Here is a 22813-nt window from a genome sequence, read left to right as displayed (position 1 = left end):
TCGAAAATCTGGAACGTCGCACGATGGACAACCGACCGGATCTGGGACGCAACCGGTGAGATCCCGAACGGTAGTGTGCTGAAATCGTACATGAAGAACCAGCCGTGCTGGAAAGACTTGAACGCACAATCCAGTCAGAAAGTCATTGAAGAACTTTCTGACGCTTTCCAGTCGTGGTTCGACTTACGGTACAACTCCAGTGAGGCGAACCCGCCCGGCTACCGCAAACACGGTGACACCCGACCACGCAGTACGGTCACGTTCAAAGAAGACGGGTTCAAACACGACCCCCAGAACAACCGCGTCCGACTCTCGAAAGGCTCGAATCTGAAAGAACACTTCTCGGACTTCCTGCTTTGCGAGTACCAGAGTCGGCCAGACATTGACCTCTCGGAGGTCAAAAGCGTACAGAACGTTCGTGCCGTCTGGAACGGTGACGAATGGGAACTTCACTTCGTCTGTAAGGTCGGGATCGAATCTGCCGACCCACCNCTCGGAATTACAAATATCGCCACGGTCGCGTTCCCGGACGAATACGTGTTGTACCCCGGCAACTCGCTCAAAGAAGACAAACACTACTTTACCAGAGCCGAGTACGACACCGAGGGAGAGAACGACCCGTCAGAGAAATCGATGTGGGCGCGTCGGAAACTCTCCGAACGTGAGACACACTACTACCACACGCTGACGGATGCCATCATCACGGAGTGTGTCGAACGCGGTGTCGGCACGCTCGCGGTAAGCTGGCCCGAAGATGTCCGAGAATCGGACTGGGGCAAAACGGGGAACAAGAAGCTCCACTCGTGGGCGTTCGACCGCATCTCCCAGTACCTCGAATACAAAGGCGAGATGCGCGGTGTTGTGGTGCTGAAAGAAAACGAGTGGGACACCTCGAGAACGTGTTCACGGTGTGGAGACGACGCGAAATCGAACCGTGTCGAGCGTGGCCTGTACGTCTGCTCGTCNGAGTGGGACACCTCGAGAACGTGTTCACGGTGTGGAGACGACGCGAAATCGAACCGTGTCGAGCGTGGCCTGTACGTCTGCTCGTCGTGTGAGTTGGTAGCCAACGCGGATTGTAACGGAGCGGAGAATATGCGCCAGAAGATAACTCCGAGTCCTCACGGCGAGGATAGGAGTAACGGCTGTGTGGCACAGCCATCGACACACTTGTTCGACCGCGAGAGCGGGAGGTTTCAGACGAGAGAACAAGTCGTATCGTAGACCAGCAAATATCCCACCTGCGGCACGGGAAGCCTCGCCGTTTACGGCGAGGAGGATGTCACCGTAGACGAAGCACTTCGGTATGAGTGCGACGTGATAGCGTTCGAGGACCTGAGTCACATCTGCGACCGCACAGGGTCGCCATGGGGTCACAGGTGGGCGTTCCGAACGCTGTACGAGCAAGTGGAGTACAAAGGCGAAGCGAAAGGTATCTCGGTGAAGCAAGTCGGGTCGACGTATACGTCGAAGCGGTGCGCCGAGTGTGGGTTCACGGCAGACGAGAATCGCGCGACTCGCAACGATTTCCGGTGCGTGAAGTGCGAGTCGGAGGCGAACGCGGATTATAACGCGGCGAAGAATATTGGTATGCGGTACGTCCGCCGGGGCCAACAGTCGTCTCGGCGGACAGGCAACAGTCAGCTTGCCCTGAAGTCTGGAACTGTGACGCCGAGCGGCGGATTTACCGCCCACCCGGAAGGGTTTGAGGCCAAGTTCATGGACAAGCCCCACCCTCCACGAGCGAACCCGTCAGGGTGAGCGAAGTAGGGTGAGGTAGTTGACGAGAGACTGTTGTTTAGGGGAGTCTTGCGCCGGCTACGTCGGCACTGTTGAGGTCAGCGCCGGATCTTAAATCGGTATCGCCGAGGTCAGCATTCGACAGGTCGGCGTGGCGAAGATCGGCATTCTCGAGTTTGACGTAGCGAGAGAGGTCGGCGTTGGAGAGGTCGGTCCCCCGAAGGTCAGCGCCACGGAGGTCAGCGTCGACGAGGATGACGTCGGACAGGTCGGTGTTACGGAGATCAGTATCAGAGAGGTCGGCTTGACGAAGATCGGCGTCAGAGGGGATGTTGACTTGGCGAAGGTCGGTATTGGTGAGGTTGACACCACGGAGGTCGGCGTCGCGGAGGTTGACGTCGCAGAGGTTGGCACCAGAGAAGGTAGCATAGGTTAGGAGGGCGTCAGTGAGATTGGCCTGACGAAGATTGGCATTGGTGAAGTTCGCCTGACCGAGGCAGGCATTGGTGAGGTTAGCCTTTTTCAGGTTCGCATCGCTCAGGTCTGCTCCTTGGCCGAGCTCGCCAACCTCAGCGTCGGTGAGATCGACTTTCTCAAGAGTGGCTCGGCGAAGGTCAGCGTCGCGGAGATCGGCCCCAGAAAGATTGGCGCTGTGAAGGTTGGCGTCACGGAGGTCGGCGTCACGGAGGTCGGCGCCAGAAAGATTGACAGCGCTGAGTTCACGGTCCCTCAGGTCCACATTTCGGAGGTCGGCATTGGGCTGAATCTCATCTGTGGTGACCCGCTGCTCGTCCGAAGTAGCGTCCGTTTCTTCTGTCGTACTATTACTAGTGGCCCGGCTAATCAGTCGGGCCAGGCCCACACCGTTAACCAATTTAACATCAATCTTCGCAGCTTCTTCCCTCGCTGGTGAGGTGAACTCATTTGTTGTGACAATGTATACTTTGTCAACATTATTTTCTCGCCGATACAGCGCGCCGTACTGTTGAACTTGGGGTTGTGTGACTTTTGAATCAGGCCCATGTCGCTTAACCTGAATAAGATGCTTCTTTCCCTTTGCGCTAACCGCTCGGATATCAACTCCGTTGTCTTGAGACTGTTGGGAGACCTCCGTCTGATATCCCATCTGCTCCCACAGATCGGCTATTATATGTTCAAACTTGGTAGGTTCTATTTTCCGCAGTCTTGACAGAAGGTGATTCCCCATGGATGTGAGTACAAATGAGTAATCAAAAAGATGTGTACACTAAGCAGCCATATGCGGTCCACGACCAAACTTCCGTTCGATCCTGACGGCGACGCGAGCCCAGTCAAGCTGTCGCCGAGAATTCACACTGGGTCAGTGTCGACGATGGTTGATATTCGGGCGTTCTCTTTGATGCGGATCCCGGCGCCGCCGACCGACAGTGGAACTCGCGGGAGCGACACGACATGAAGAGTGGGGTGAAAGGCTCCCCGCTCTAACAGGGCATCCCTCGTCTGGACGGTGAATCGCAGGTCACTCCCGGTGATCGACTCATTGTACTCGACGAGGTACGTACCGGGGTCAAGCGACCACCACCCGTACTCGTCGTCAGGAGACTGCTTTTCGCACTCCCGCTGTTCGGAGGCGGCAGCCTCGAGTTCGCCGCCGCCGAAGTTGACACGACCCGGCTCGGTGGACTCGTATATCTCGGCGACTGTTAGATCAACCCTGTCTCCGTCAGTCTGGGTTGGTTCGTGGACGATGCCGTCGAGATAGTTCGCGTATTCTGGCATTGAATGCTGATTACGATATATAAATCGCACTAGGCGGTTTTCAGATTCAATAACTGACATAACGATTAGCCCTCTCGCCATGTCGGCTAGGACTTGTTCATAATCTACTTCTCCTCCGTGAGCGCACCAATTAGGATGCTTGGACCAGAGTGGCGTCGTTGCCGTGTCCAAGCGACTCTCTCCACGTACGGGGGGATGTTGTGTTCCACTAGTGGAAGCCGATATTCGCGGGATCGGTGTCGCGATCCAACGTGATCTCAAGAATGCCATTGTTGAGACTCCACTCCGTAGACTCGTCATTGACGTATGACGGGAGATCGACACGTTTCACGACCGGCCGAGGCGTAACGGCGGCGTAGATCGCGACGGTACGCCCATCACATTGGATCTTGATGTCGTCTGCCGTGACGTCAGGGAGTTCAGCGACCACTCGGATCTCATCGTCATACTCGTGGACATCAACGGGTGCTTCGTCGCCGCTGGTCATCCCAGCTAGCAGGTCCTCGATTCCACCAAACGAACTACCGAACGGATCCTCGTCATCGTCTGAGTTCCGTCTCATTATATTCTAGACGGGAGGTATGCCGATAAGCCTTCGGCGCAGTGTTCCAACTACTAGCTCTGGTAGTTGTCCTCGTCCTCGGGGCTGGCAACAATTGTCGAGTTATCCATCCTGGGCGATGTCCCCGAGAAGATTAGATAATCTCAATCAAATCAGAAATGGACTCCACAACTTCGGTCGGCTGGTATGCGAACTCGGTAATTTCGTCGCGGTCGGTAGATCCTGTGAGAACAAGGTATGTGGTCAAGCCGGCCTCGATACCGGCCACAACGTCTGTATCCATGCGGTCTCCGATCATCGCTGTGGACTCAGAGTGAGCGTTGATCCGATTCAAACCGCTTCGAATCATGACCGGATTGGGCTTGCCAATGAAGTACGGCTCCTGACCGGTAGCTTCCGTGAGAAACGCGGCGACTGAACCCGTAGCAGGAAGTGGACCCCCCGGCGAGGGTGTAGTCGCGTCCGGATTCGTTGCGATGAACCGGGCTCCTTGGTTGATGAGCCTGAGGGCTGTTGTGAAGTCTTGAAACGAATACGTACGGCTCTCGCCCAGAACCACAAAATCCGGGTTCGAATCGGTCAGCGTGTAACCAACGTCATGAAGTGCCGTCTTCAATCCTGCTTCGCCGATGACATAAGCTGAGGCTTTCGGTGCTTGTTTCGACAGAAACTGTGCCGTAGCCATGGCTGACGTCCATATTCGTTCCTCCGATACGTCGAGCCCGACATCTGAGAGGCGCGCCGCCAAGTCACGTCGCGAGTAGATAGAATTGTTAGTAAGTACCAGAAACGGTCGCTCCTGCTCCCGGAGGCGAGCAATGAACTCCTCGGCTCCGGGGAGGACAACTTCCTCATGTAGTAGTACCCCGTCCATGTCAAGCAACCATGTTTCGGGATGGCCCTCTGTGTTGGACATAATCTGATGGAATCGCAAGCAATTTGAGGTGTGCGACTTACTTGAAACTTCTTGCCAGAGTTCATGTGATATCCCCCTTAGAGTAAATAGTGAGGCTTCCCACACATGATGAATGCCAGCCAGTCGTCACTAGCTAAGGCATTTCGACCCTCTGTAGGTCGTGAGCGTCATCTGGGCTGATCCTCACTGTACCCTCGACCCGCCTCAACGAGTAGATCCGTTCGGTTCTTGTCGAAATGTTTTGTGGAGTGTCTCGTCTCAATGCGGCAAAGATGTCCGGATATCATTGGTGAAAATCTCTGGGCTACATTCATATACGTCTAATATTGAATCATTAACTGTGTGTATCCAGCGTATTCTATAAGGTGTCAAAATGAGTAGTAACGACTATGAGCCGAGCGAGGAGGAAGCAAAGAAAATCCGACAACTGCGCGAAAGTATGGCCGACGCGGCGAATGGAGATCTCACAACTTGCGTAGACGTTACATTTGAAAATGCTGAATTGAATAAGTTGTCTACGCAATATAACGAGATGCTGTCACAACTTGAGTCTCAACAAGCCGAAATTTGGTCTTTTGCTGGTGGGGTGCGGTCAACTGGTGACACGGTGACTGGCGACAGTGTAACAGTCGACTCAGCGACAGACCGAATTACGGCGGAGTTCGATGACGTTACTAACAGGACTGAAGAGCAGAAAGAGCGACTACGAAATGTCTCTGATGAAGCAGATAGGTTATCAGCGAGCATTGAAGAGATCGCTGCTGAATCAGCAGAAGTAGCAGAACGAGCAGATGAGGCAGCTGAGCGCGGCGCTGAGGGGCGACAGGCTGCCGAACAAGCGATTGAGCAAACAAACGAGGTCAAGAGTATTAGTGAGTCAACAGTTACACAGATTACTGAACTCCAATCGGAGATGGAAGACGTAGCCGAAACTGTTGATCTCATCTCAGATATCGCTGACCAAACCAATCTGCTCGCACTCAATGCTAGTATTGAGGCTGCTCGTGCCGGCGATAAGGGGAACGGATTCGGGGTAGTTGCTGATGAAGTCAAACAGCTTGCAGGAGAAGCACAGCAATCCGCAGACAAAATCGAGTCTGTCATTGATACAGTCATAGAAGAGACCGAAGAGACAGTCACAGAGGTACAGACCGCAAACAAGTCAATCGAAAAAAGCACACAGACGGTACAAGAAGCACTGGCAGCGTTCTCCGACACCGTCGATTATGTTGAGGATATAAATTACTCCATTCAAGAGATATCAGACGCGACAGATCAACAAGCACAGTCAAACAGTTCAGTTGCCTCGGAGGTTGACGAGGTTTTAGACCTAAGCCGTGCGGTTAACGAACAGATCGAGTCTGTTGAAGACGCAACCGAGAATCAGGCACAACTGGCTGGGCAGATATCATCACAGATGTCGGGTCTTCAGAGCGATGTAACCAGTCTTGAATCCTCACTTGAAACGTTCGCTATCAATGACTGGGGACAGCGAATTAACGACCACTGTCGATCTGCTGGAATAGACTGGCGGCAGTGTGAGGGGGACTCAATAAGCTTCGTGATGTCGGATCATATGTTTACTCAGGCAACGCAGCCATTCCTTGAGTATTTCACTGAGCTCACTGGGATCGATGTTACATACGACATTTACCCTGAAGAAGAACTCTTCTCACAGATCGAACACCAGATGCGGACTGACCGGAGCTCATTTGATGGATTTCTGCTTGGACTGTGGGCAGCCTCAGACTACCATGAGAGCGGGTGGGTGAAAGACCTCAACCAGTTCTGGAGCAACGCTTCACTAACTGATACTTCATGGTACCATCTAGAGGATTACCCTGACAATATTATTGAAAAGCTCAGCTATGGTCGGAACGACCTGATTGCACTGCCTGTTGTCATCGGCTCCTACGGGTGTGTGGCCTATGACCGACCGACGTTTGAGCAACTCGGGCTCAATGAGCCGACAAATTTCGAGGAGCTCACGCACGCAGCAAAAGTCATTGACGAGTCGGATGGCGTCGATCGGTGCGGTATTAGCTCACGCGGCAGCGCCGATCCGGTGTCGACTGCAAACTGGTCGACAATGTTCAAGTCACATGGCGCAAATTGGGTTGACCGCCGCACGGGTACGGCCACACTGAATTCTCCTGAGGGGGTCGAATCGCTTGAAAGATATGCTGATCTACTCCGCTCATACGGACCAGCGGATGCGGCAGAGGCAAACTGGTACCGGGCGAACGAAACATTTGGTAAAGGAGACGCCGGCATCCTCTATCACTCACCGGCCACCTCTGGAGTGCTCACTGCTGAACAGTACAATCGGACCAAATGGCTCCCGCCATTGGATGGCCCCCATGGCGAGACACAAGCTGGGGTCTGGACGTGGTCAGTTGGGATCAATCAGTTTGCTCCAAATCCAGAGGCGGCATGGCTGTTCCTCCAGTGGGCTACGTCTCGCGAGATGAGTCTCCTCCTCTCAACCCGACAGTGGGAAGGGCATGATAGTGCTGGATATGCGCGAACGAACTGGATCCCAGACCAACAAGAGTACGCACAGCGTGGCCAAGCTAGTTCATGGGATGACGCATTCAATCAGGCTGTCGACAGTGTTCCGTCGGACCCGCCGCCAGTGCCACTTGATCTACCACAAAATATGGAGCTGATGGAGGTTGCGGCTGAAGCGATGAATACAACAATTCGAGGAAACAGAACTGCTCAAGAAGCGCTTGATTCCGCTGCGTCTGAGATGGACAGGCTGTTGAACAGCCCATAGTATCTCTGTAGGAGATTCAACGCGAGTGCCTTGCGGCTTGACCCTGAGGCGATTCACAATATTTGGAGGACCGGGTTTAGCTCGGATATCTACGAAGAGGACTTGCTCGTCGAATTTGTCTCGATGTCACAAGCTATGAGCATCGAAACAGTGTTCGCCGTGAGTTCTCCCGTAGCGTTAATCTCTGTTCGCGTCGAAGTCTCCTTACAATCGAAGTTTTCGGGCGTAATTTGTTCAGTTTCCGTGGCCTCTGTTTCGAGTACACTCATCTATAAGGAGTATGTCCCACTTTCACTGGTAGTGTTCAGATAAGCTGATTCCATGGGAAAGCGAACGATTTCAACTACCCGTCAGCAGTTTCTGCTTCGGCGTTACTGAAACAGTTTGAGAAACAGGTAGTTCTATGTTTTATTTCATGAAAGACACGTTCGACGCTACTCCGATTTCCATGTCGTTCGTATCTGAAATCGAAGCCGTGCTTTTCACAGGCCCGATGAAGTTGAACCGCGCCATCAACGAGAAAGATCGCGTCCTTCTCGTCGTGTTTTTTAAATCGAGTTCCGGGAAAAACCGATCCGCGATTACGTTTGTTCTCGTCGGCTCAAGTTTTGTATGTAGCAGATCGTTCGAGTCGGGATCGACGGCAGCGTACAGCCAATTTGTTCATCATCAAGTTGAATCACCGTTTCGTCAACCACAATGTGATAGAGAGACAAGCGCATACCCCCGTCTTCAGGCGGGGGTCGAGCGACACTGGGTCCGTTTGTCCCGATAGATTGAAACTCGTGGCCCTGCCCATACGGACGCTACGGATTCGGTGAGATGCCGTCCCCGAACCACAAGGGGNGTCCGTTTGTCCCGATAGATTGAAACTCGTGGCCCTGCCCATACGGACGCTACGGATTCGGTGAGATGCCGTCCCCGAACCACAAGGGGCGGCGAACTAGCGGTGGTTCGCACGGCGATGACATGGAATCCGATGGGGCCTCATTGGCCAGGCCACAGCCCTGCGAGGGAGACAAATGAGAGTTCCCCCGGTGCGTCGTCGGTTCCTCCCGAGTGCGGGTTTGGAACCAAAGGGCATCGGCTGCCCGAATCCGATGGGCGGATTCCTCCGCGTTCACGCGGGAGAAGAGGTCAATTTCCTCTCATACTCAAACTAATTTATTAATTAATACGAGCGTGAGTATGCTACCGAGACCTGTCTACACACTACGGGGCCATTGGCAGTAATATGATTTAAGTAAACTCAATTCTACCGTCTACTTGCCAACCGAAAGTTGGCACGCGGGGAAGAACTGGGTCAGTCAGAGGCACAACTCTTCCCCACGTTCCGATCGAAATTTGTAAATGGAACATAATAAGTCTCATCATCTGAACTACCTGTGAGCCTCTTTTATGACGATTTGTTGATGGAAATCTCTGTATTGTGCTAGCCGACCACATCAGAAGCGGCCACTTGTCTGTGACCGACTCGCGCCCTGTATCTCGCAAGGTCGTGTCTGACCTATTCACTTTCTATCAGAATATCTGTGACAGATACAGAGTACTTAACCAACACCGCGACCCCGTTATATTCTGTATCCGAATCCTGAATCAACTAATAGAACGTGCCCGACCATTGACTGTCATGGATTCAATACGGGGTAACGCAGATCCCGTATTTGTATTTTGATTTAACAATTATCCGTCAATGCCTTACAGCAATTATCTATAGCCACTGCCATCCAAGACCGTGTATCACAATAACAGCCAACACCCCAAAAGCCGCCGTCCCCGCCATGTAGAGAATCATAATGATCCCCATTTGTTTCATACTCATTTCTCCTTCAAGCGCATCTAAAACCCTCATAAGACTGTCTAACAATCTGTCTTGATAAATCCTCATGGATACATGCCTTATCGAGCACCCTATATTTCAGAGAAATTATTTAGTAATAAATTCGGTTACCTTGTAATGGGCCCAGTGTGTTTGTCCGGCAGTCTGTACTGACCGATCACTCTCACGAAAATCGGCCTCGGTTCGTACTACACTCGCGCTGTATACTCAGCACGAGGCTATGGATGCCACCAGAAATTGGCAGGAATCTTTTCCGCCGGTAGGGACCCTTCAGCGAGCGGCCGTTCCAGACAGTAATGTATCTGAAGAATAGGTCTTCAACAGAGCCACAACTGTTCAACCTGGGCTGTTGACAAACGAGGATGGTTCCGGAGGGAACAAAACTGGGACTGCGCTTGATAGAGACGTAATTGAGATCCCCCGAGAAGATGTCGCCCGGACGCTAATTGCGATGCTCGAGACTGAAAACACATATGAGGAAAAATTCGAACTTGCGGCCGGTGAGAAGTTGGTCGATGAGTCATTAGAGGTTTCTCTCCACAGTTGATCTCTTCCCGGCGTTGAATCGCGAGGATTCTACAGAGAAAACAAGGCGAGTGCCTCGGGGCTTGACCCCGAGGCGGTTCACTGGCAACTTCTCGTCTGCTGGGTGCGACTAGCGGGGTGGTACAGAGCCTGTGCGCAGGATGTCGGTCCACCGAGAGGTGTGACGCATTTGGCGTCCATCTGGACACGGTATCCGCTTATGCTGTCCAGCTTGATCGTCTTGAAGAGGCCGTAGAGATGCCCCCGATAGTTGGTTTTCTCGTGTCCAGGCACAGACGTGTTATCCTCCTGCCCGTGTTCAGTGCCACATGGACTGGCGCAATTGAATGAGGGTCCATTTTGATTGCTGTGTCACCTCACGCCACTCCGCTGAATGGTTCGTATCGTAGCTCAAACGCCTGTTTCGAGGATTTTATTAGTCGGCCGAGAATAAATAGTCATGTATGGCCCTCCAACTTAGCCATGCGGTTAGCGACGGTATTCGGCGCATCTTCACCTGGACTGGTGGGGTCCTTTTCCTCGGGCTCCTCGCGATCCAGTTTGGAACACAAACACTGGTTAATACAGCTGCCCTGAGTTACCTCCCTCCTGAGGTAGCAACAGGGTACAGCAGCGCTGTTGGGGTTTCACTTCCGATTTCAGGTAATGTCGCACTCGCAGCGCTGAGTGTACTTGTACTGCTGAGCTCGACGTACTTCGTGATTTTGTCGCGAACGCTTTCGCAACCACTCAGCGAGGTCGGGTCGTTTCCTACCTCGGTGACAGACCGACTCGGTCGCGCTTCTCTTATCGCACTCGTCGGTGGAGTGGTTGTCATGATTTCGATCATGATTGGCTCAGTCCTTTTCGTGATCCCAGGGTTATTCTTTGCCGTCTCATTCCTGTTTTTCATCTTTGCTGTCGCAGTCGAAGACAGAGGGGTGATTGGTTCCCTGAAGCGAAGTTGGGCATTAGCTCGCGGTTCTCGGCTTAAGCTCGGGGTCCTCTTGCTGTTGTCTGTGCTGTTCGGCGGGTTCATTGGTGCCATCGCACCCCTGTTAACTCTCGCGGGCCTCCCTGTTGTAACTGATATTGCCATTATCGTCTTCACGGCAGCCTTTTTGTTGCCCTACTACGCGATCATCGCCGCGGCATACCGCCAGTTGTGTGATGAGCAGTCCAGGCCAGGTCGGCCGACAACTGGTCCTGTTGATGCCACACAGACACAGAGACTCTAGCCGAGAGCCTCGTGAATAAGGTGTATCGGTTGGTGAATCATTTTTATTCTACCTCTGACTCGAGGAGTTGCTTTACTCTACGATATTGTGAAAAGCCGGTCTGCGTCGTAGATTCTCAATTAGAATTTCTACCTGCGTAATGGCACGTACACAAACGCAAGGATAGCTAGTGCGGTCACAATAAATCCGAAACCTGGAGTCTCTGATCCTGTCTGATCAGCTGTCGTGTTAGCGGACGTGTCATCTTCTTTATCCGCTTGATCAGATGTTCCATTAGGGCTACTCGTTTCTGTAGTCCCCTCGTCAGATCCCACTGCTGTGGAATCTTGTTCACTAGATGTGTTTTCAGTCGTTTGACTCTGATTGAGGGATGTTGCGTTGTCATCTACACCTGTCGTGTTGTTAACAGAGGTTCTATTTTCCTCGGGAGTTGTTACGTTGTTGAGTGAGGTTCCGTTGCCGTCGGTAGACGTTTGATTCTCCTCTATGTCCGTTTTCCCACTGTCAGCACTGTTGTCTCCACTGCCACTGTCCTCACTACTATCGCTGCTGTCACTATCATCGCTGCTGTCACTATCATCGCTGCCGCCACTGGCTGTACCATCGTCATCTTCATCATCAGTTCCGCTCTCAGCTTGGAATTTTTCAACACCGGCAGCAAGCGCTTTGGTTGATTCAATAACGCTGCGAGGTGCGGGCTGATTCAGATAGTTATTATTCAATACCACATAGGAATCAGACGTTCCAGCGCTTGTGCTGGCATATGGCTCCTGATCAAGGATCGGCGGATTAGAATTCGTTGCGATAATCAAATCTGGATTTGCCCGGAGAACGACTTCATCCGAGAGTTGTGGATAGCCTTCACCCTCTGTAGCAGCAACGTTATTCATGCCACCTATTCTCATGATTTCGTTAATAAATGTCTTATCAGCAGCCACGTAGCCTCCGCCAAGCGGGTAAAGTGCGTCTACTCGATCTATGTCGGAAGTCTGATTTTTAACATCAGCCACGGTTTGGTTCATCTCATTGTTGATATCACCAGCCGCTCCGCAGTTTCCAACAAGACGACCCGTTCGTTTTGTTTTCGCTGCGATGTCCTCAACGTCAGTTGCTGCCGGGAAATGATAGACCGTAAGGTTCTGTGCTCGGAGGTCCGCAACCTGACCAGCCGACGCGTTCGGTGCCAGCACGAGATCAGGGTTTGTCGCAACAACTTTCTCAACGCTTACACCGAATTCCGCTGAGACATCTGTTTTGTTGTCTGTCCCATTCAGATACCCTGCGAATTGCGTTACGCCAACAACCCGGTCTTGCGCACCAATTTCCCAGAGCGTCTGAGCAGCTGATGGGTTCGTCGTTGTGATCCTATCTGGACGCTCGTCAAGCGAAATTTTCGTTCCCGTCGCGTCTGTCAAGTTAGCTGGGAACCCACAAGTATCAGTATTATTGGATTCATCCTGATTTTTGTCTTCTGTTTGGAGTTCTTCGACAGCAGTTGCAAGTCTTTTTGTCGACTCGATTACACTGCGAGGAGCGGGCTGGTTGAGGTAGTTCCTGTTCATAACTACGTAATTCTCCTCACTACCGGCTGTGGTACTCGCATATGGCTCCTGTTCAAGAATTGAGGCCTGTGAATCAGTTACCAGTATAAGTTCAGGATCCGTCTCAAGAACTACCTCATCAGAGAGTTGTGGATATCCATCTCCCTCTGAAGCAGCTACATTAGAAGTCCCAGCAATCTTCATGAGCTCGTTGATGAAGGTATTGTTGGCAGCAACATAGCCGCCACCTAGCGGGTAAAGTGTGCTAGGACGGGTGAAATCAGCGGTTTGGTTCTCAACATTAGCCACAGCTTCGTTCATCTCATCGTTAACATCACTGGCCGCTCCGCAATTTCCAACAAGACGACCCGTTCGTTTTGTTTTCGCTGCGATGTCCTCAATGTCAGTTGCTGCCGGGAAATGATAGACTGTAAGGTTCTGTGCTCGGAGGTCCGCAACCTGACCAGCCGACGCGTTCGGTGCCAGCACAAGATCGGGATCTGTTGCGACCACTTTCTCAACGCTCACACCGAATTCCGCCGAGACATCTGTTTTGTTGTCTGTCCCATTCAGATACCCTGCGAATTGCGTTACGCCAACAACCCGGTCTTGCGCACCAATTTCCCAGAGCGTCTGAGCAGCTGATGGGTTCGTCGTTGTGATCCTATCCGGACGCTCGTCAAGCGAGATATTCGTCCCTGTTGCATCTGTCAGGTTAAGAGGAAAATCACAGGTAGCAGTATTTGTTCTGGGTGATGATTCGGCCCCACCGGTATCAGATAGCGATACGCTACTGATTGGCTGTTCAAACTCACCACTGTTGAATTCTGCTCCAGCAGCGGTTCCAGGGGCGCCAATAAATGCTGTTACGACAACTACCGCTAGCAGGATTGCTCGCGATTTCTTCACGTACTTACGCGGGGACTTCCCAAAATAAATGTTGCTATTAAAACCCCACTTGTACTCTTTATACATGTGGCTACGAGGCGGCGCCTGATTGACATTCTTCTCCGGCTAAAGACGGAGGAATCCCGAGCGGTGGGAGTTTCAGGTTCGCAACCAGGGATTCCGGTTTCTTCTTCGGGAACTCGTTCAACCCATCGCGAACCGGTGGCTGACTGGCGGTGCCAAACCGCCGTTACTCCTATCCTCGGTGTCGATGGCTCCCATCTGTTGTTTGTGCCAGCAGGGAGCCAACGCCGCGTCAACAGACTCGGAGTTACCTTTGAGGCTTGCTCAGACCAACCGGTACAGACGAACACTTCTAGCATTCGCGTTCACCGAGTTGGCGTTCCGGATACTGTCTCATTGGTGGCGGCAGGGGCGCCTCCGAAGGTCGTTCGGAATCGCTCTGTTCCGACCTGACCTGACTACAGTACAGTAATTGTTGGCACTTCAAGAGACGGATTGGAAGCTCGGTAGTGCTATCGAACGGCGGTGGTGAGAAGTATTGTCGGATTCATCTTGCGACTAAAGCCGCAGGTATTCTCCTTGCTGGTTATAACGAACAACCTCAGCCGTGAGCGAGTAGGCTGGGGCAGTTCACGAGGATTTGCGGTCAGACATTCCACCATCCGTCGATACTGGCTGGGGACTTTGGCCGGTGGCACCGGTCATCTCCGGCTGTGCGGATCCAACAGTAAATTCCGAGATGAGTGTCTGTAATTCGTCTGCCTGATTAGCTAGGTTACCTGTTTGCTGAGATATCTCTACCATCGATGAAGTCTGTTCCTCCGCGGTGGTCGCAACTGTTTCAGATTTTTGATTCACCTGATCTGCGGCCTTTGCCACCTCTTCTACCATGCTGGCGACTTCTTCGGTCGAGGCTGCTTGGTCATCGGTAGCAGCGCTGATCTCTTGGATGCTGTTGTCAGACTCTTCAACGTTCTGTGCCATCTCTTCTAGCGACTCAAGAGCTTCCTGAATGGTTTCCGTTCCCGAATCCACGCGCTCTCCCATCTCGCGGATGCCCCCGACTGTGGTGTCAGCGGACGACTGAATCTCTTCGATACGGGATTCAACCTCGTCCGTCGCATCAGAGACCTCCTCTGCTAAGTCTTTAATCTCATCAGCCACGACACCGAACCCTTCGCCTGCCTTGCCAGCGCGTGCTGCCTCGATAGAGGCGTTCAACGCCAACATATTGGTCTGCTCAGCAATGTCGTCAATCAGTTCGACAACTTCACTGATCTTGCCCACTTCGGTCGCGAGTGACTCAACTTCCGTAATTGTGGTGGTAGACTTCTCTTCGAGAGACTCCATTTCGGCCATCGCCTCCACCGCCGCCTGTTGGCCATCTTGTCCAAGTTCTGCCGTTGCGCGCGACCGTTCTGCGATCTCGTTAGCTGACGACGCAATCTCCTCAACAGTGCCGGAGAGGCTCTGCATCTCTCCCGTGACTTGCTGGAGACTTTCAGACTGGTTCTCAGCGTCGGTGGTAATGTCCTGAATGGAGTTGTTGACCTCTTTGCTGGCTGTCTGGGCTTCTTCAGCGTTGATAGATGTCTCCTCACTTGAGGTAGACACTTCTTCAGCAAACGTCCGGACTTGGATGATTGTGTCTTCGAGCTCAGCCATCATGGTGTTGAACGCCTCAGCAATCTCTACCATCGAGTCGTTCTGGCTATTCGTATCGACGCGTGCCGTGAGGTCACCGCTGGCAGCCCGCTCCATGGCTTGTTGGTAGTCCTGCGCTTTCGTTTCAAGATGAGCGTTCAGCGCCGCAACCTCTTTCTGCTGCTCTTCGGCCTCGGATTTAAGTTGCTCAGCCTCACGGCGCTTTTGTTCGGCAGCCTCTCGCTGCTGTGCCCTATCATCAGCGAGCGTCTGCATGTCTTGAACGATTGCTAGCGTCGCTGTCCCGCCGATAGCGAATACCGCAACGGTTGAGGTCATCAACGCACCAGTCGTCGGATCAAATACCTCTGGAGCAATTCCTGCTTTTTCAAGCATGAGGCTTGCGGTCCACACAATGCCGAGAGTCGAGGCAAAGCTGAACGCCATCCAGAACGCCGACTCAGCGTCACTGTCACGCTGGTTCTTGTACCCGAGGATTGTTGCGCCGATGAAGCCGAGCGCTCCAATCGCGTCGCCAGCCGGTGCCACAACGCTATCAATAATAAGTGTGACCTCATTCATGTGTATTCACCCCCTCTGTCTTCTGAGCGACCTCACTACGCCGGTCGTAGGCCGCGAATAGAAACACCAAGCCTGCGAGGCCGATTCCCACGACATGCTCGGTGAAGTTCAATAGTACCGGAAAGACCACTGCCTCCAGGTTAGTGGCGAACATTCCAATAACCAACAGCAGGTACCCGACGGTGAACCATTTTGTATCTGAGCGATGCTGACGCAGTACCGGGAACAGCCCCAGTAGTGAGACGGTTAACCCGACTAGCTCTAAGACTGCGAACGGACCAATTCCTGCCATAATTATTCACCCTACTACGGCAATTATAACACCTCCCCCAGAGAACTCATATATGATAATTAGAATTGTAGCGTTTGACATTGCGTCTCAGAGGCAAAGAGGCCCTGTTGAAATCCTTCAGGTGTGGTACATTCTGACCGGCTGTGGTCAGTACAGCTGATTCAGGTAACCAAATCTACTGATTCCGAAACGCATAGACGACCGGTCCCCGAATTGACACCCGTTGCGTATGCCCTCCATCGACAACGAATCTGCCATTCTGGCAACCGATCTCCAGAAGAGCTACGGCTCGGAGGTTGCTCTCGACAGCCTGACGCTCGACATTCCACATGGTACCGTCTACGGCTTTCTCGGCCCGAACGGCGCGGGGAAGACGACGACGATGCGGCTTCTGACTGGTCTTAGCGATCCGGACCGCGGGTCGGTACGCGTCTGTGGCGTCGAGGCAAGCGACCGGCGTGCGATCGCCGGTCGGGTTGGCTATCTCCCCGAGACGCCACCGTTGTACGATGAGTTCAGCGCCCGCGAGCAGCTTGAGTACGTCGCTGACCTTCGCGACATTTCGCGGTCCGATGCCCGCGAGCGTATCGACGAGTACCTCGACCAGTTCGAGTTAGCCGACGACGCGGACAAGCGGATCGACGGGTACTCGAAGGGAATGAAACAAAAGACCGCGTTCATCCAGAGCGTCCTCCATGACCCCGACGTCCTGTATTTAGACGAGCCGACGTCGGGGCTTGACCCCCGGGCGGCGCGCACCATCCGCGAGTCGATCACCGCGTTCGCCGACGCAGGGACCACAGTGTTCCTTTCAACACATATTCTCCCGGTCGTTGAAGCCGTCGCCGACGAGATCGGGGTGTTGTTCGACGGGAGACTCGTCGCCGAAGGGACGCCCACTGAAGTACAAGCTCGTGCGGAGACTGACGAGACCGGATCGCTTGAAGACGCGTTCCTTGCCGTCACGAGCGAACCTGAAACGGGTATGATGTCTCAAAGCGAATGAGTCTCCGACAGGACGTTCGCTACGGACTCCGAATCGGGCGGGCAGAATTTATCCGAAGCCTCCGCAGGTACCTCGGAAACCCGCGTCGGGTCTTTGGACTCCTGATTACAGCGCTCGTCTTTGGCGGCGCGCTCTTGTTTGCGCTGCCAGCGGCGTATGTCCTCGGGCAAACCGCACGTTCCGTGACGGCGATTCCATTCTTTGCGCCTGCTGTGACGCTTGCTACCCTCGGACTCTTCTCAACATCCGTGTTCCGGACCCTCGAACGACTCGGACACATCGACGCCTCGGAGTTCGTTTTGCTGGCGGTTCACCCCCGAGCTGTTGTTATCGGGCTCATCACGGCAGAGATGGGACGGCTCTCTCTGTGGTTCGGGATCCCGGTTGGGGCGGTGGTCATCACGTTCGCGTTCGGATTGGGCGCACCACTGCTCGTCGCTTCGGGCGGGGTGGTCGCGTTGCCGCTCATCTGTTGTGTCGCTGTTTGGGGACACGCTGCGGGAATTGCGGTGTTACGACTCTTGCGGCAGGCCCCTAGGCTTCGCCGTCTCCTGAAGCCGGTCGGTATCTTCGCGATGGTCGGACTCGTTGTCGCGTCGCAGCTCGCTGGGCAATTGCTTGTCGAGTCCGATATCTCAGCGCGACCGCTGTTCTCGACGTTTGCGTTCGACCCCCTCGTCGAATACGTTGGGCTCACCTTTGTTGGAACGCCGGTCTCTCAGCCGATCTCACTTGCGGCGGTGGGGGTGCTTGCGGCGTTGATCGCACTCATACCGATCGGTCTTGCTGTCTCGACCAAACAGGTGTCTACGCTCTGGTTTACTGACCCAGTCGACGAGAACACATCGACACAGGTGCGACGTTCGAGTGGCGGATTCTCTGTCCCACGACCGTTCGCGTGGACCAAAGCCGGTCGTATTGCGTGGGGAATCCTCGTGCGTGCTCGTCGTGATCCGGCGGAGTTGAGTCATCTTCTGATCGTTGTCTTCTTTATCGCACCGTTCGGGACGCTGCTGGTTGAGTTCTCGGCCGACGCCATTGGACCCCTCATAGCTGGGGCCGGTGTCGTCCTCGCGCCATACCTCTCTGGTGCAACCTTTGGATTGAACCCACTCGGTGACGAGCGGCCGCAACTCCCGCTCCTGCTTCTTATTGAGGCCCCAGCTGCGACTCTCGTCCGCGGACGGCTCCTCGCCGGCATTGCGATCGGAGCGCCGGTCGCCCTTGTTGGCTCGCTTGTTTCTATCGGATTCGGAATGACAGTGCCTCAGGCGTCGGTGACTGCCGCTGTCGGTGCGACGATGTGTCTCACTGCGGCGATGTTCGCGGTCGGCATCGGCTCGGCGTATCCAATCTACGAGGAGCGAAAGTTCTGGGGAACAGAAACCGTTGTCCCGTCAACGCTCGTCATGATGGTGTTCCTGTTCGTCGTGGGTGGTGGAACAGTTCTCGGGCTGTTCGTGACGTGGTTCGCGCTCACGGGAAACATCGTGTTGACGCCCGTATTCAACGTGTTTTTCGGCACGTATCTGCTGTTGACGGTCGGCGTTTCATATGGCTCGTACCGCTATGCGCTTCGGCGACACCGACGCTATACACTGGCGTGATCACGCTGCGCTAGGTTGTTTCGGATGACCGCTCGGTCAAGCATACCCTTGCCGTCAAGTTCGACCGTGTGAGACGAAGAAGGTCCCATCGGTAAAGCGCTGTTGAGATCCTACATCTCTAGGATGGCGCGGGGTCACCGGTGACCGATCGGAATGTAGTTTGAGTGAAGGTATCTGCCGTATAATTCTCTCCAGTAAATTCACTCCTCGGTAGGGAACACCTCGTGAAGCGTGTGATGGGAATCCCCGAGGTCGTCGAGGAACGACTCGCCCGCGTCGGCGAGTCGAGCCAGCGATCTCTCGGCGTCTCGAACGGCCACGAGGCGGCCTCGAGTGTACGCGTATTCTGGATCGTCCGAGTCGAGGGTTGCCACTTCTTCCTCCAAGCCGACGAGTGTAGCGTCGAGATGGCGTTGGAGTTCAGCTACGGATTCGGCTCCCGCGAGCGCGGCGATCGGTGTATCTTCGTTCAGTTTATCGCCGAGTTCCTGCTCTGCGTGGCGTCGAACGGCGTCATCCGAGGTTCCGAGGGTGTTCATAAGCCCGAGCCGCAGGGCCTCAATTTCGTCACAGCTCATCGTGGGTCGAAGTCTGCTTGTACATTATAGCGTTTGGTGAACAAGGTCGCTAACGATTCGTTCCCGCTCGACGGCGGAGACAATTCGGTCGGCGTCTTCGTCGTCGCAGTTGCCGTACCATACCCCATCGGGATACTGCGCGACGATCGGGCCGTCGCCGCACTGATCGAAACACGACGAGCGCGTGACGTGTACGTCCATGTCGGCGTCTCGGGCGGCCTGACGAAGGTTTTCCAGAACGGCGGGAGAGCCGTCCGCCGCGCAGGTCTGATTCGTACAGACGGCGAGGTGTGTCTCGGGAGCATCGTGGGCGTGCGGTTCGTCGGCGACATCGTCGCGGTCTTCGTGTGCCTGCTGGTGGGTCAGTGCACGGAGCATCGCGCGTGCCCCGCCCTCGTCTTCTTCGTACCCGTCGAGTTCGACTTTGTACTTACACGTGTCACACGACATGTCGACCGAGTCGGTCCGCGCCTCCTGCCACCGGTCTGAGAGAACGTCCAGCAGTCGGGTGTCCGTTCCGAGCGGGTCGCCGGCCGCGGCGTCGACGTAGGGGTACCCCGCGTCGAACTCTGCGGCCCCGTCGCGGATTCGACCAGTCAAGACGCCGTCACCGAGCATGTACGGCAACACGACGATCGCGTCCGGTCGCGTCTTCGCGACGTCGTGGAGCACCTTGTCGAGGAGCGGTTCGGTGACACCGATGAACCCGGCTTCCACCCGATTGAACGAGCGGCCCTCGTACAGGAGCCTGGCGAGTTTGTGTACGTCGGCGTTTGAGTCCGGGTCCGACGAGCCGCGGGCACAAACCACGACGGCGACATCATCTTCATCGCGGCCGACGCCTAGCTCCGCCTCCACATCCCGCGCTCGGTCGTCGAGGAGATCGAGTATCGCCGGATGGATACCGAGGTGCGCGCCCGCGTGAAAGGTAACGCCCGGGTGTTCACTCCGCGCTCGCTCAACAGCGAGTGGGAGGTCGTTTTTGACGTGACTGGCCGCGAAAAGCGACAACGGCACCATCGTTATCCGTGACGAACTGTGCGCGAGTGTGCCGATGGCTTCGGGGATTGACGGTTCCGCGAGTTCGAGGAAGGCGGCGTCGGTCGAAACGCCGAGACGGTCCTCAAGACCAGCCGCGAGCTCGCGTACCGCCTCGTTCGACTTGTCGCGACGAGAGCCGTGGCCGACGAGCAGCGCGGTCTCTTCGTCACCGATTCCGACGGCATCTGCCGCCCGGCTCATGAGTCTCCTCCGTCTGTGTCGGTCGGTTCGATGAGGCTTCCGACATCGAGACCCGCGGCCCGCTCGACGCTTCGGAGCGTCTTTCGGCGACGGTTCGTCGCGAACAGCCCGCTATCGCCGGCCCCCTCGTAGACCCACTCGGCGAAGGCGGTCGTGTCGGTGTCCGCGACACCGAACCAGTGGCCACCCGACGACGACGGTTGCGGTTCCTCGGCGTCAAATCCCGTCGCGTCGAGCGTCGTTCGGATCCGCTCTAGCAGTCGAGCGTCATCGTGGACGAACGAGATGCCGACCGCGGCGCTCGACTCGCGGAAGCAGACGACGCCGCACGCCTCCAACAGCCCGCGAAGCAGCTCTCGACGGTGGTCACGGAGGGCGTCGAACCGATACCCGCCGCGGTCCGATCCCACCGGCAATCCGAGCGCCGCGGCGGCGTTCGCAGCCAGCGTCGGATCGATGATCTGAACTGTGTACTCGTCGGCCTGGCGGGTGACTGCCGTGTCGTGTGCGAAGTCGCGTTCGGCGATTCGATGATCGACCGTCCCGCCGCCAGCGATCGCGGACAGCCGGCGTGCGGCGTCTTCGTCCGCGACTTCGATCTCAATCCCTTTCTCGGTCACTTGGCCGCCGCCCGCGACGTGGCCCCAGAAGTACGCTATCTCCGGGTGTCGAGCGAGCATATCGTCCGGCGTCGTCTCGGCGGCGCTCATGTCTTCCCCTCGTGTTCCTCGACGGTAATCGCGTCCAGCGGACAGGCCGCCGCGGCCGCCTGCGCCTCGTCGATACGCTCGTCACGAAACGTTGCGGCAACCTCGTCGGCGGTGCGTTCGATCGGGGCCACAGCGTCTGCGGGGTCGAAGCCGACGAGCCCGCCGTCTGCCTCGACGAATCGGTCGTCACGGACGAGGCAGGCGAAAACGCCGTCGCAGGCGCTTAGATCGACGGAAACGCGGTACGTCGCCTCGGTGTCGACACGCTTGGCTTCCCCTTGCTTGGCGTCCACCCGCTCAGTAGTCATACTTGCTCTCGTAGCCGCGCGGGGTGATCATCTGGCCGTCCCAGACGTACGTCTCCTCGTTGCCGACGAGCAGGGTGGTCGTCATGTCGATAAGGTCGGTCTCGCCGAGGGACTTCAGTTCGCCGAGTTCGACGATTTCGACGGCCTCGTCGTCGCGCCCGGCACCATGGACGACGCCCACCGGCGTGTCGGCCGGCCGGTGTTCCAAGAGGATCTCGCAGGCTGTCTCGAAGTTCTCGCGTCGCTTCCGACTCCACGGGTTGTATATCGCGATCGTGAATCCCTCGGCCGCGACCGCGTGGAGTCGCGACTCGATGTCCGCCATCGGCGTGAGGTGGTCCGACAGCGAGATCGACACCGAGTCGTTGACGAGCGGCGCGCCGACGCGAGCGGCACACGACTGCGCGGCCGGGACGCCGGGGACGACCTCGAAGTCGAGCGCCGAGGCCGTCGCGCCCTTCGACTCGATGATCTCAAGGGCGAGCCCACCGAGCGCGTACACGTTCGGGTCACCGGAGCCGACGATGGCGACGTCGTTACCCGCGAGCGCCCGGTCGACCGCTTCTTCGGTCCGGGAGACCTCGCCGCACATCGGCGTGTCGTACAGCTCGTCGGCGGCCTCGGTGACGTCGTCCGGAATCAGGTCGATGTACGTCGTGTACCCGACGATGTGTTCCGCCTCCAGCAGCGTCGCCCGGGCGCGTTGAGTCATCCCCTCCGGTTGCCCGGGACCGAGTCCGACGGCGAACAGCCGCCCCGGGTCCGCGTCGAAGTCGTCAGCAGTCGATCCGACCTTCTCGTCCGTCGCCGCCGATTTCGATGTACCGCACGAGGAGGAGCCGCTGGAGTCGCTCGCGCCGCACGACGGCGACGACGCATTCTTGTTCTCCGTCGCTGCTCCGCCATCGGTGGCCGCGTCGTTCGCTGCGCAGCCCCCATCGCTCGCCGCGTTGTCGTCAATTGCTGTCTCGGGATCGTTGCCGCCACAATTAGAGCTCGATTCGTCCGTCGATCCGCAGGTTGTGTCACTCAT

The 22813-nt window shown here is 55.5% G+C and carries 19 protein-coding genes and 2 pseudogenes; 7 read left to right on the top strand and 14 right to left on the bottom strand.

Annotated elements, in window-relative coordinates; all coding sequences use genetic code 11:
- On the top strand, positions 1-1224 hold a 1224-nt coding region (locus tag C464_RS16605), incomplete at its 5' end, for an RNA-guided endonuclease InsQ/TnpB family protein (protein ID WP_006114947.1).
- Between the two features lie 60 nt (positions 1225-1284).
- Positions 1285-1761, top strand: a pseudogene (locus C464_RS17950) (zinc ribbon domain-containing protein); the annotation flags it as partial.
- A gap of 37 nt (positions 1762-1798) precedes the next feature.
- Here C464_RS17950 and C464_RS17945 read toward each other — a convergent pair.
- From C464_RS17945 to C464_RS16580, 4 genes are all read right to left on the bottom strand, one after another.
- Positions 1799-2947 (bottom strand): pentapeptide repeat-containing protein, encoded by a 1149-nt coding sequence (locus C464_RS17945; RefSeq protein ID WP_080510495.1) that lies wholly within the window; start codon positions 2945-2947, stop codon positions 1799-1801.
- 122 nt (positions 2948-3069) lie between these two features.
- The gene (locus C464_RS16590; RefSeq protein ID WP_006114944.1) at positions 3070-3498 is read right to left on the bottom strand and encodes a dCTP deaminase/dUTPase family protein; all 429 of its coding nucleotides are present in this window, start codon (positions 3496-3498) and stop codon (positions 3070-3072) included.
- A gap of 208 nt (positions 3499-3706) precedes the next feature.
- A complete protein-coding gene (locus C464_RS16585) occupies positions 3707-4060 on the bottom strand; it encodes an Hsp20/alpha crystallin family protein (RefSeq protein WP_049911349.1) in 354 nt (117 codons plus the stop codon).
- A gap of 133 nt (positions 4061-4193) precedes the next feature.
- Entirely contained in the window at positions 4194-4934 is a 741-nt protein-coding gene (locus C464_RS16580; protein WP_006114942.1) for an HAD-IIA family hydrolase, read from the bottom strand.
- A gap of 415 nt (positions 4935-5349) precedes the next feature.
- Between C464_RS16580 and C464_RS16575 the strand changes: the two genes are divergently transcribed.
- Positions 5350-7755 (top strand): extracellular solute-binding protein, encoded by a 2406-nt coding sequence (locus tag C464_RS16575; RefSeq protein ID WP_006114941.1) that lies wholly within the window; start codon positions 5350-5352, stop codon positions 7753-7755.
- 343 nt (positions 7756-8098) lie between these two features.
- Here C464_RS16575 and C464_RS17935 read toward each other — a convergent pair.
- Both C464_RS17935 and C464_RS19355 read right to left on the bottom strand, forming a co-directional pair.
- Positions 8099-8459: pseudogene (locus C464_RS17935) on the bottom strand (IS6 family transposase); the annotation flags it as partial.
- Positions 8460-9466: 1007 nt separating this feature from the next.
- Positions 9467-9607, bottom strand: coding sequence for a hypothetical protein (locus C464_RS19355; protein ID WP_167539344.1), 141 nt, complete (start codon positions 9605-9607; stop codon positions 9467-9469).
- Positions 9608-9944: 337 nt separating this feature from the next.
- Here C464_RS19355 and C464_RS18750 point away from each other — a divergent pair, with 337 nt between their 5' ends.
- Complete coding sequence (locus C464_RS18750) at positions 9945-10142, top strand: Rossmann-fold NAD(P)-binding domain-containing protein (RefSeq protein WP_152420992.1); 198 nt, start codon at positions 9945-9947, stop codon at positions 10140-10142.
- Positions 10143-10584: 442 nt separating this feature from the next.
- A complete protein-coding gene (locus tag C464_RS16570; RefSeq protein ID WP_049911346.1) occupies positions 10585-11358 on the top strand; it encodes a hypothetical protein in 774 nt (257 codons plus the stop codon).
- A gap of 128 nt (positions 11359-11486) precedes the next feature.
- Here the strand turns inward: C464_RS16570 and C464_RS20020 are convergent, their stop codons facing one another.
- The 3 genes from C464_RS20020 to C464_RS16555 all read right to left on the bottom strand — a co-directional run bounded on the left by C464_RS20020 (position 11487) and on the right by C464_RS16555 (position 16329).
- The gene (locus tag C464_RS20020) at positions 11487-13808 is read right to left on the bottom strand and encodes a PGF-CTERM-anchored ABC transporter substrate-binding protein (protein ID WP_193366025.1); all 2322 of its coding nucleotides are present in this window, start codon (positions 13806-13808) and stop codon (positions 11487-11489) included.
- 633 nt (positions 13809-14441) lie between these two features.
- Positions 14442-16037: a methyl-accepting chemotaxis protein gene (locus C464_RS16560; RefSeq protein WP_006114937.1), complete on the bottom strand. Its 1596-nt coding sequence runs from the start codon at positions 16035-16037 to the stop codon at positions 14442-14444.
- Positions 16030-16329 (bottom strand): hypothetical protein, encoded by a 300-nt coding sequence (locus C464_RS16555; RefSeq protein WP_006114936.1) that lies wholly within the window; start codon positions 16327-16329, stop codon positions 16030-16032. The genes C464_RS16560 and C464_RS16555 overlap by 8 nt, the downstream gene beginning before the upstream one ends.
- Positions 16330-16558: 229 nt before the next feature.
- Between C464_RS16555 and C464_RS16550 the strand changes: the two genes are divergently transcribed.
- Both C464_RS16550 and C464_RS16545 read left to right on the top strand, forming a co-directional pair.
- Positions 16559-17335 carry an ABC transporter ATP-binding protein gene (locus tag C464_RS16550; RefSeq protein ID WP_006114935.1) on the top strand — a complete coding sequence of 259 codons (777 nt, stop codon included), beginning with the start codon at positions 16559-16561 and terminating at the stop codon, positions 17333-17335.
- Positions 17332-18942, top strand: coding sequence for a hypothetical protein (locus C464_RS16545; RefSeq protein WP_006114934.1), 1611 nt, complete (start codon positions 17332-17334; stop codon positions 18940-18942). Before C464_RS16550 ends, C464_RS16545 begins: the two co-directional genes overlap by 4 nt.
- 200 nt (positions 18943-19142) lie before the next feature.
- Here C464_RS16545 and C464_RS16540 read toward each other — a convergent pair whose 3' ends face one another.
- From C464_RS16540 to cobJ, 5 genes are read right to left on the bottom strand one after another with little or no spacing between them, the layout of a single operon-like run.
- The gene (locus tag C464_RS16540; RefSeq protein ID WP_006114933.1) at positions 19143-19520 is read right to left on the bottom strand and encodes a DUF3209 family protein; all 378 of its coding nucleotides are present in this window, start codon (positions 19518-19520) and stop codon (positions 19143-19145) included.
- Positions 19521-19544: 24 nt separating this feature from the next.
- Positions 19545-20762, bottom strand: a complete 1218-nt coding sequence (locus tag C464_RS16535) for a CbiX/SirB N-terminal domain-containing protein (RefSeq protein ID WP_006114932.1) — start codon at positions 20760-20762, stop codon at positions 19545-19547.
- Entirely contained in the window at positions 20759-21472 is a 714-nt protein-coding gene (locus tag C464_RS16530) for a hypothetical protein (RefSeq protein ID WP_006114931.1), read from the bottom strand. The genes C464_RS16535 and C464_RS16530 overlap by 4 nt, the downstream gene beginning before the upstream one ends.
- The gene (locus C464_RS16525; protein ID WP_006114930.1) at positions 21469-21780 is read right to left on the bottom strand and encodes a ferredoxin; all 312 of its coding nucleotides are present in this window, start codon (positions 21778-21780) and stop codon (positions 21469-21471) included. Before C464_RS16525 ends, C464_RS16530 begins: the two co-directional genes overlap by 4 nt.
- Complete coding sequence (gene cobJ / locus C464_RS16520) at positions 21770-22813, bottom strand: precorrin-3B C(17)-methyltransferase (RefSeq protein WP_193366023.1); 1044 nt, start codon at positions 22811-22813, stop codon at positions 21770-21772. Before cobJ ends, C464_RS16525 begins: the two co-directional genes overlap by 11 nt.

Source organism: Halorubrum coriense DSM 10284 (assembly GCF_000337035.1).
GTDB lineage: Archaea > Halobacteriota > Halobacteria > Halobacteriales > Haloferacaceae > Halorubrum > Halorubrum coriense.
Note: the sequence above shows the minus strand (reverse complement) of the source record. Positions and strands in the feature narration are given on the sequence as shown.

What these genes read in the sequence shown, in the direction of transcription:
- C464_RS17945 (WP_080510495.1), bottom strand. Translation starts at nt 2,947, where the DNA reads ATGGGGAATCACCTTCTGTCAAGACTGCGGAAAATAGAACCTACCAAG.
- C464_RS16590 (WP_006114944.1), bottom strand. Translation starts at nt 3,498, where the DNA reads ATGCCAGAATACGCGAACTATCTCGACGGCATCGTCCACGAACCAACC.
- C464_RS16585 (WP_049911349.1), bottom strand. Translation starts at nt 4,060, where the DNA reads ATGAGACGGAACTCAGACGATGACGAGGATCCGTTCGGTAGTTCGTTT.
- C464_RS16580 (WP_006114942.1), bottom strand. Translation starts at nt 4,934, where the DNA reads ATGGACGGGGTACTACTACATGAGGAAGTTGTCCTCCCCGGAGCCGAG.
- C464_RS16575 (WP_006114941.1), top strand. Translation starts at nt 5,350, where the DNA reads ATGAGTAGTAACGACTATGAGCCGAGCGAGGAGGAAGCAAAGAAAATC.
- C464_RS19355 (WP_167539344.1), bottom strand. Translation starts at nt 9,607, where the DNA reads ATGAGGGTTTTAGATGCGCTTGAAGGAGAAATGAGTATGAAACAAATG.
- C464_RS16570 (WP_049911346.1), top strand. Translation starts at nt 10,585, where the DNA reads ATGGCCCTCCAACTTAGCCATGCGGTTAGCGACGGTATTCGGCGCATC.
- C464_RS16560 (WP_006114937.1), bottom strand. Translation starts at nt 16,037, where the DNA reads ATGAATGAGGTCACACTTATTATTGATAGCGTTGTGGCACCGGCTGGC.
- C464_RS16555 (WP_006114936.1), bottom strand. Translation starts at nt 16,329, where the DNA reads ATGGCAGGAATTGGTCCGTTCGCAGTCTTAGAGCTAGTCGGGTTAACC.
- C464_RS16550 (WP_006114935.1), top strand. Translation starts at nt 16,559, where the DNA reads ATGCCCTCCATCGACAACGAATCTGCCATTCTGGCAACCGATCTCCAG.
- C464_RS16545 (WP_006114934.1), top strand. Translation starts at nt 17,332, where the DNA reads ATGAGTCTCCGACAGGACGTTCGCTACGGACTCCGAATCGGGCGGGCA.
- C464_RS16540 (WP_006114933.1), bottom strand. Translation starts at nt 19,520, where the DNA reads ATGAGCTGTGACGAAATTGAGGCCCTGCGGCTCGGGCTTATGAACACC.
- C464_RS16535 (WP_006114932.1), bottom strand. Translation starts at nt 20,762, where the DNA reads ATGAGCCGGGCGGCAGATGCCGTCGGAATCGGTGACGAAGAGACCGCG.
- C464_RS16530 (WP_006114931.1), bottom strand. Translation starts at nt 21,472, where the DNA reads ATGAGCGCCGCCGAGACGACGCCGGACGATATGCTCGCTCGACACCCG.
- C464_RS16525 (WP_006114930.1), bottom strand. Translation starts at nt 21,780, where the DNA reads ATGACTACTGAGCGGGTGGACGCCAAGCAAGGGGAAGCCAAGCGTGTC.
- cobJ (WP_193366023.1), bottom strand. Translation starts at nt 22,813, where the DNA reads ATGAGTGACACAACCTGCGGATCGACGGACGAATCGAGCTCTAATTGT.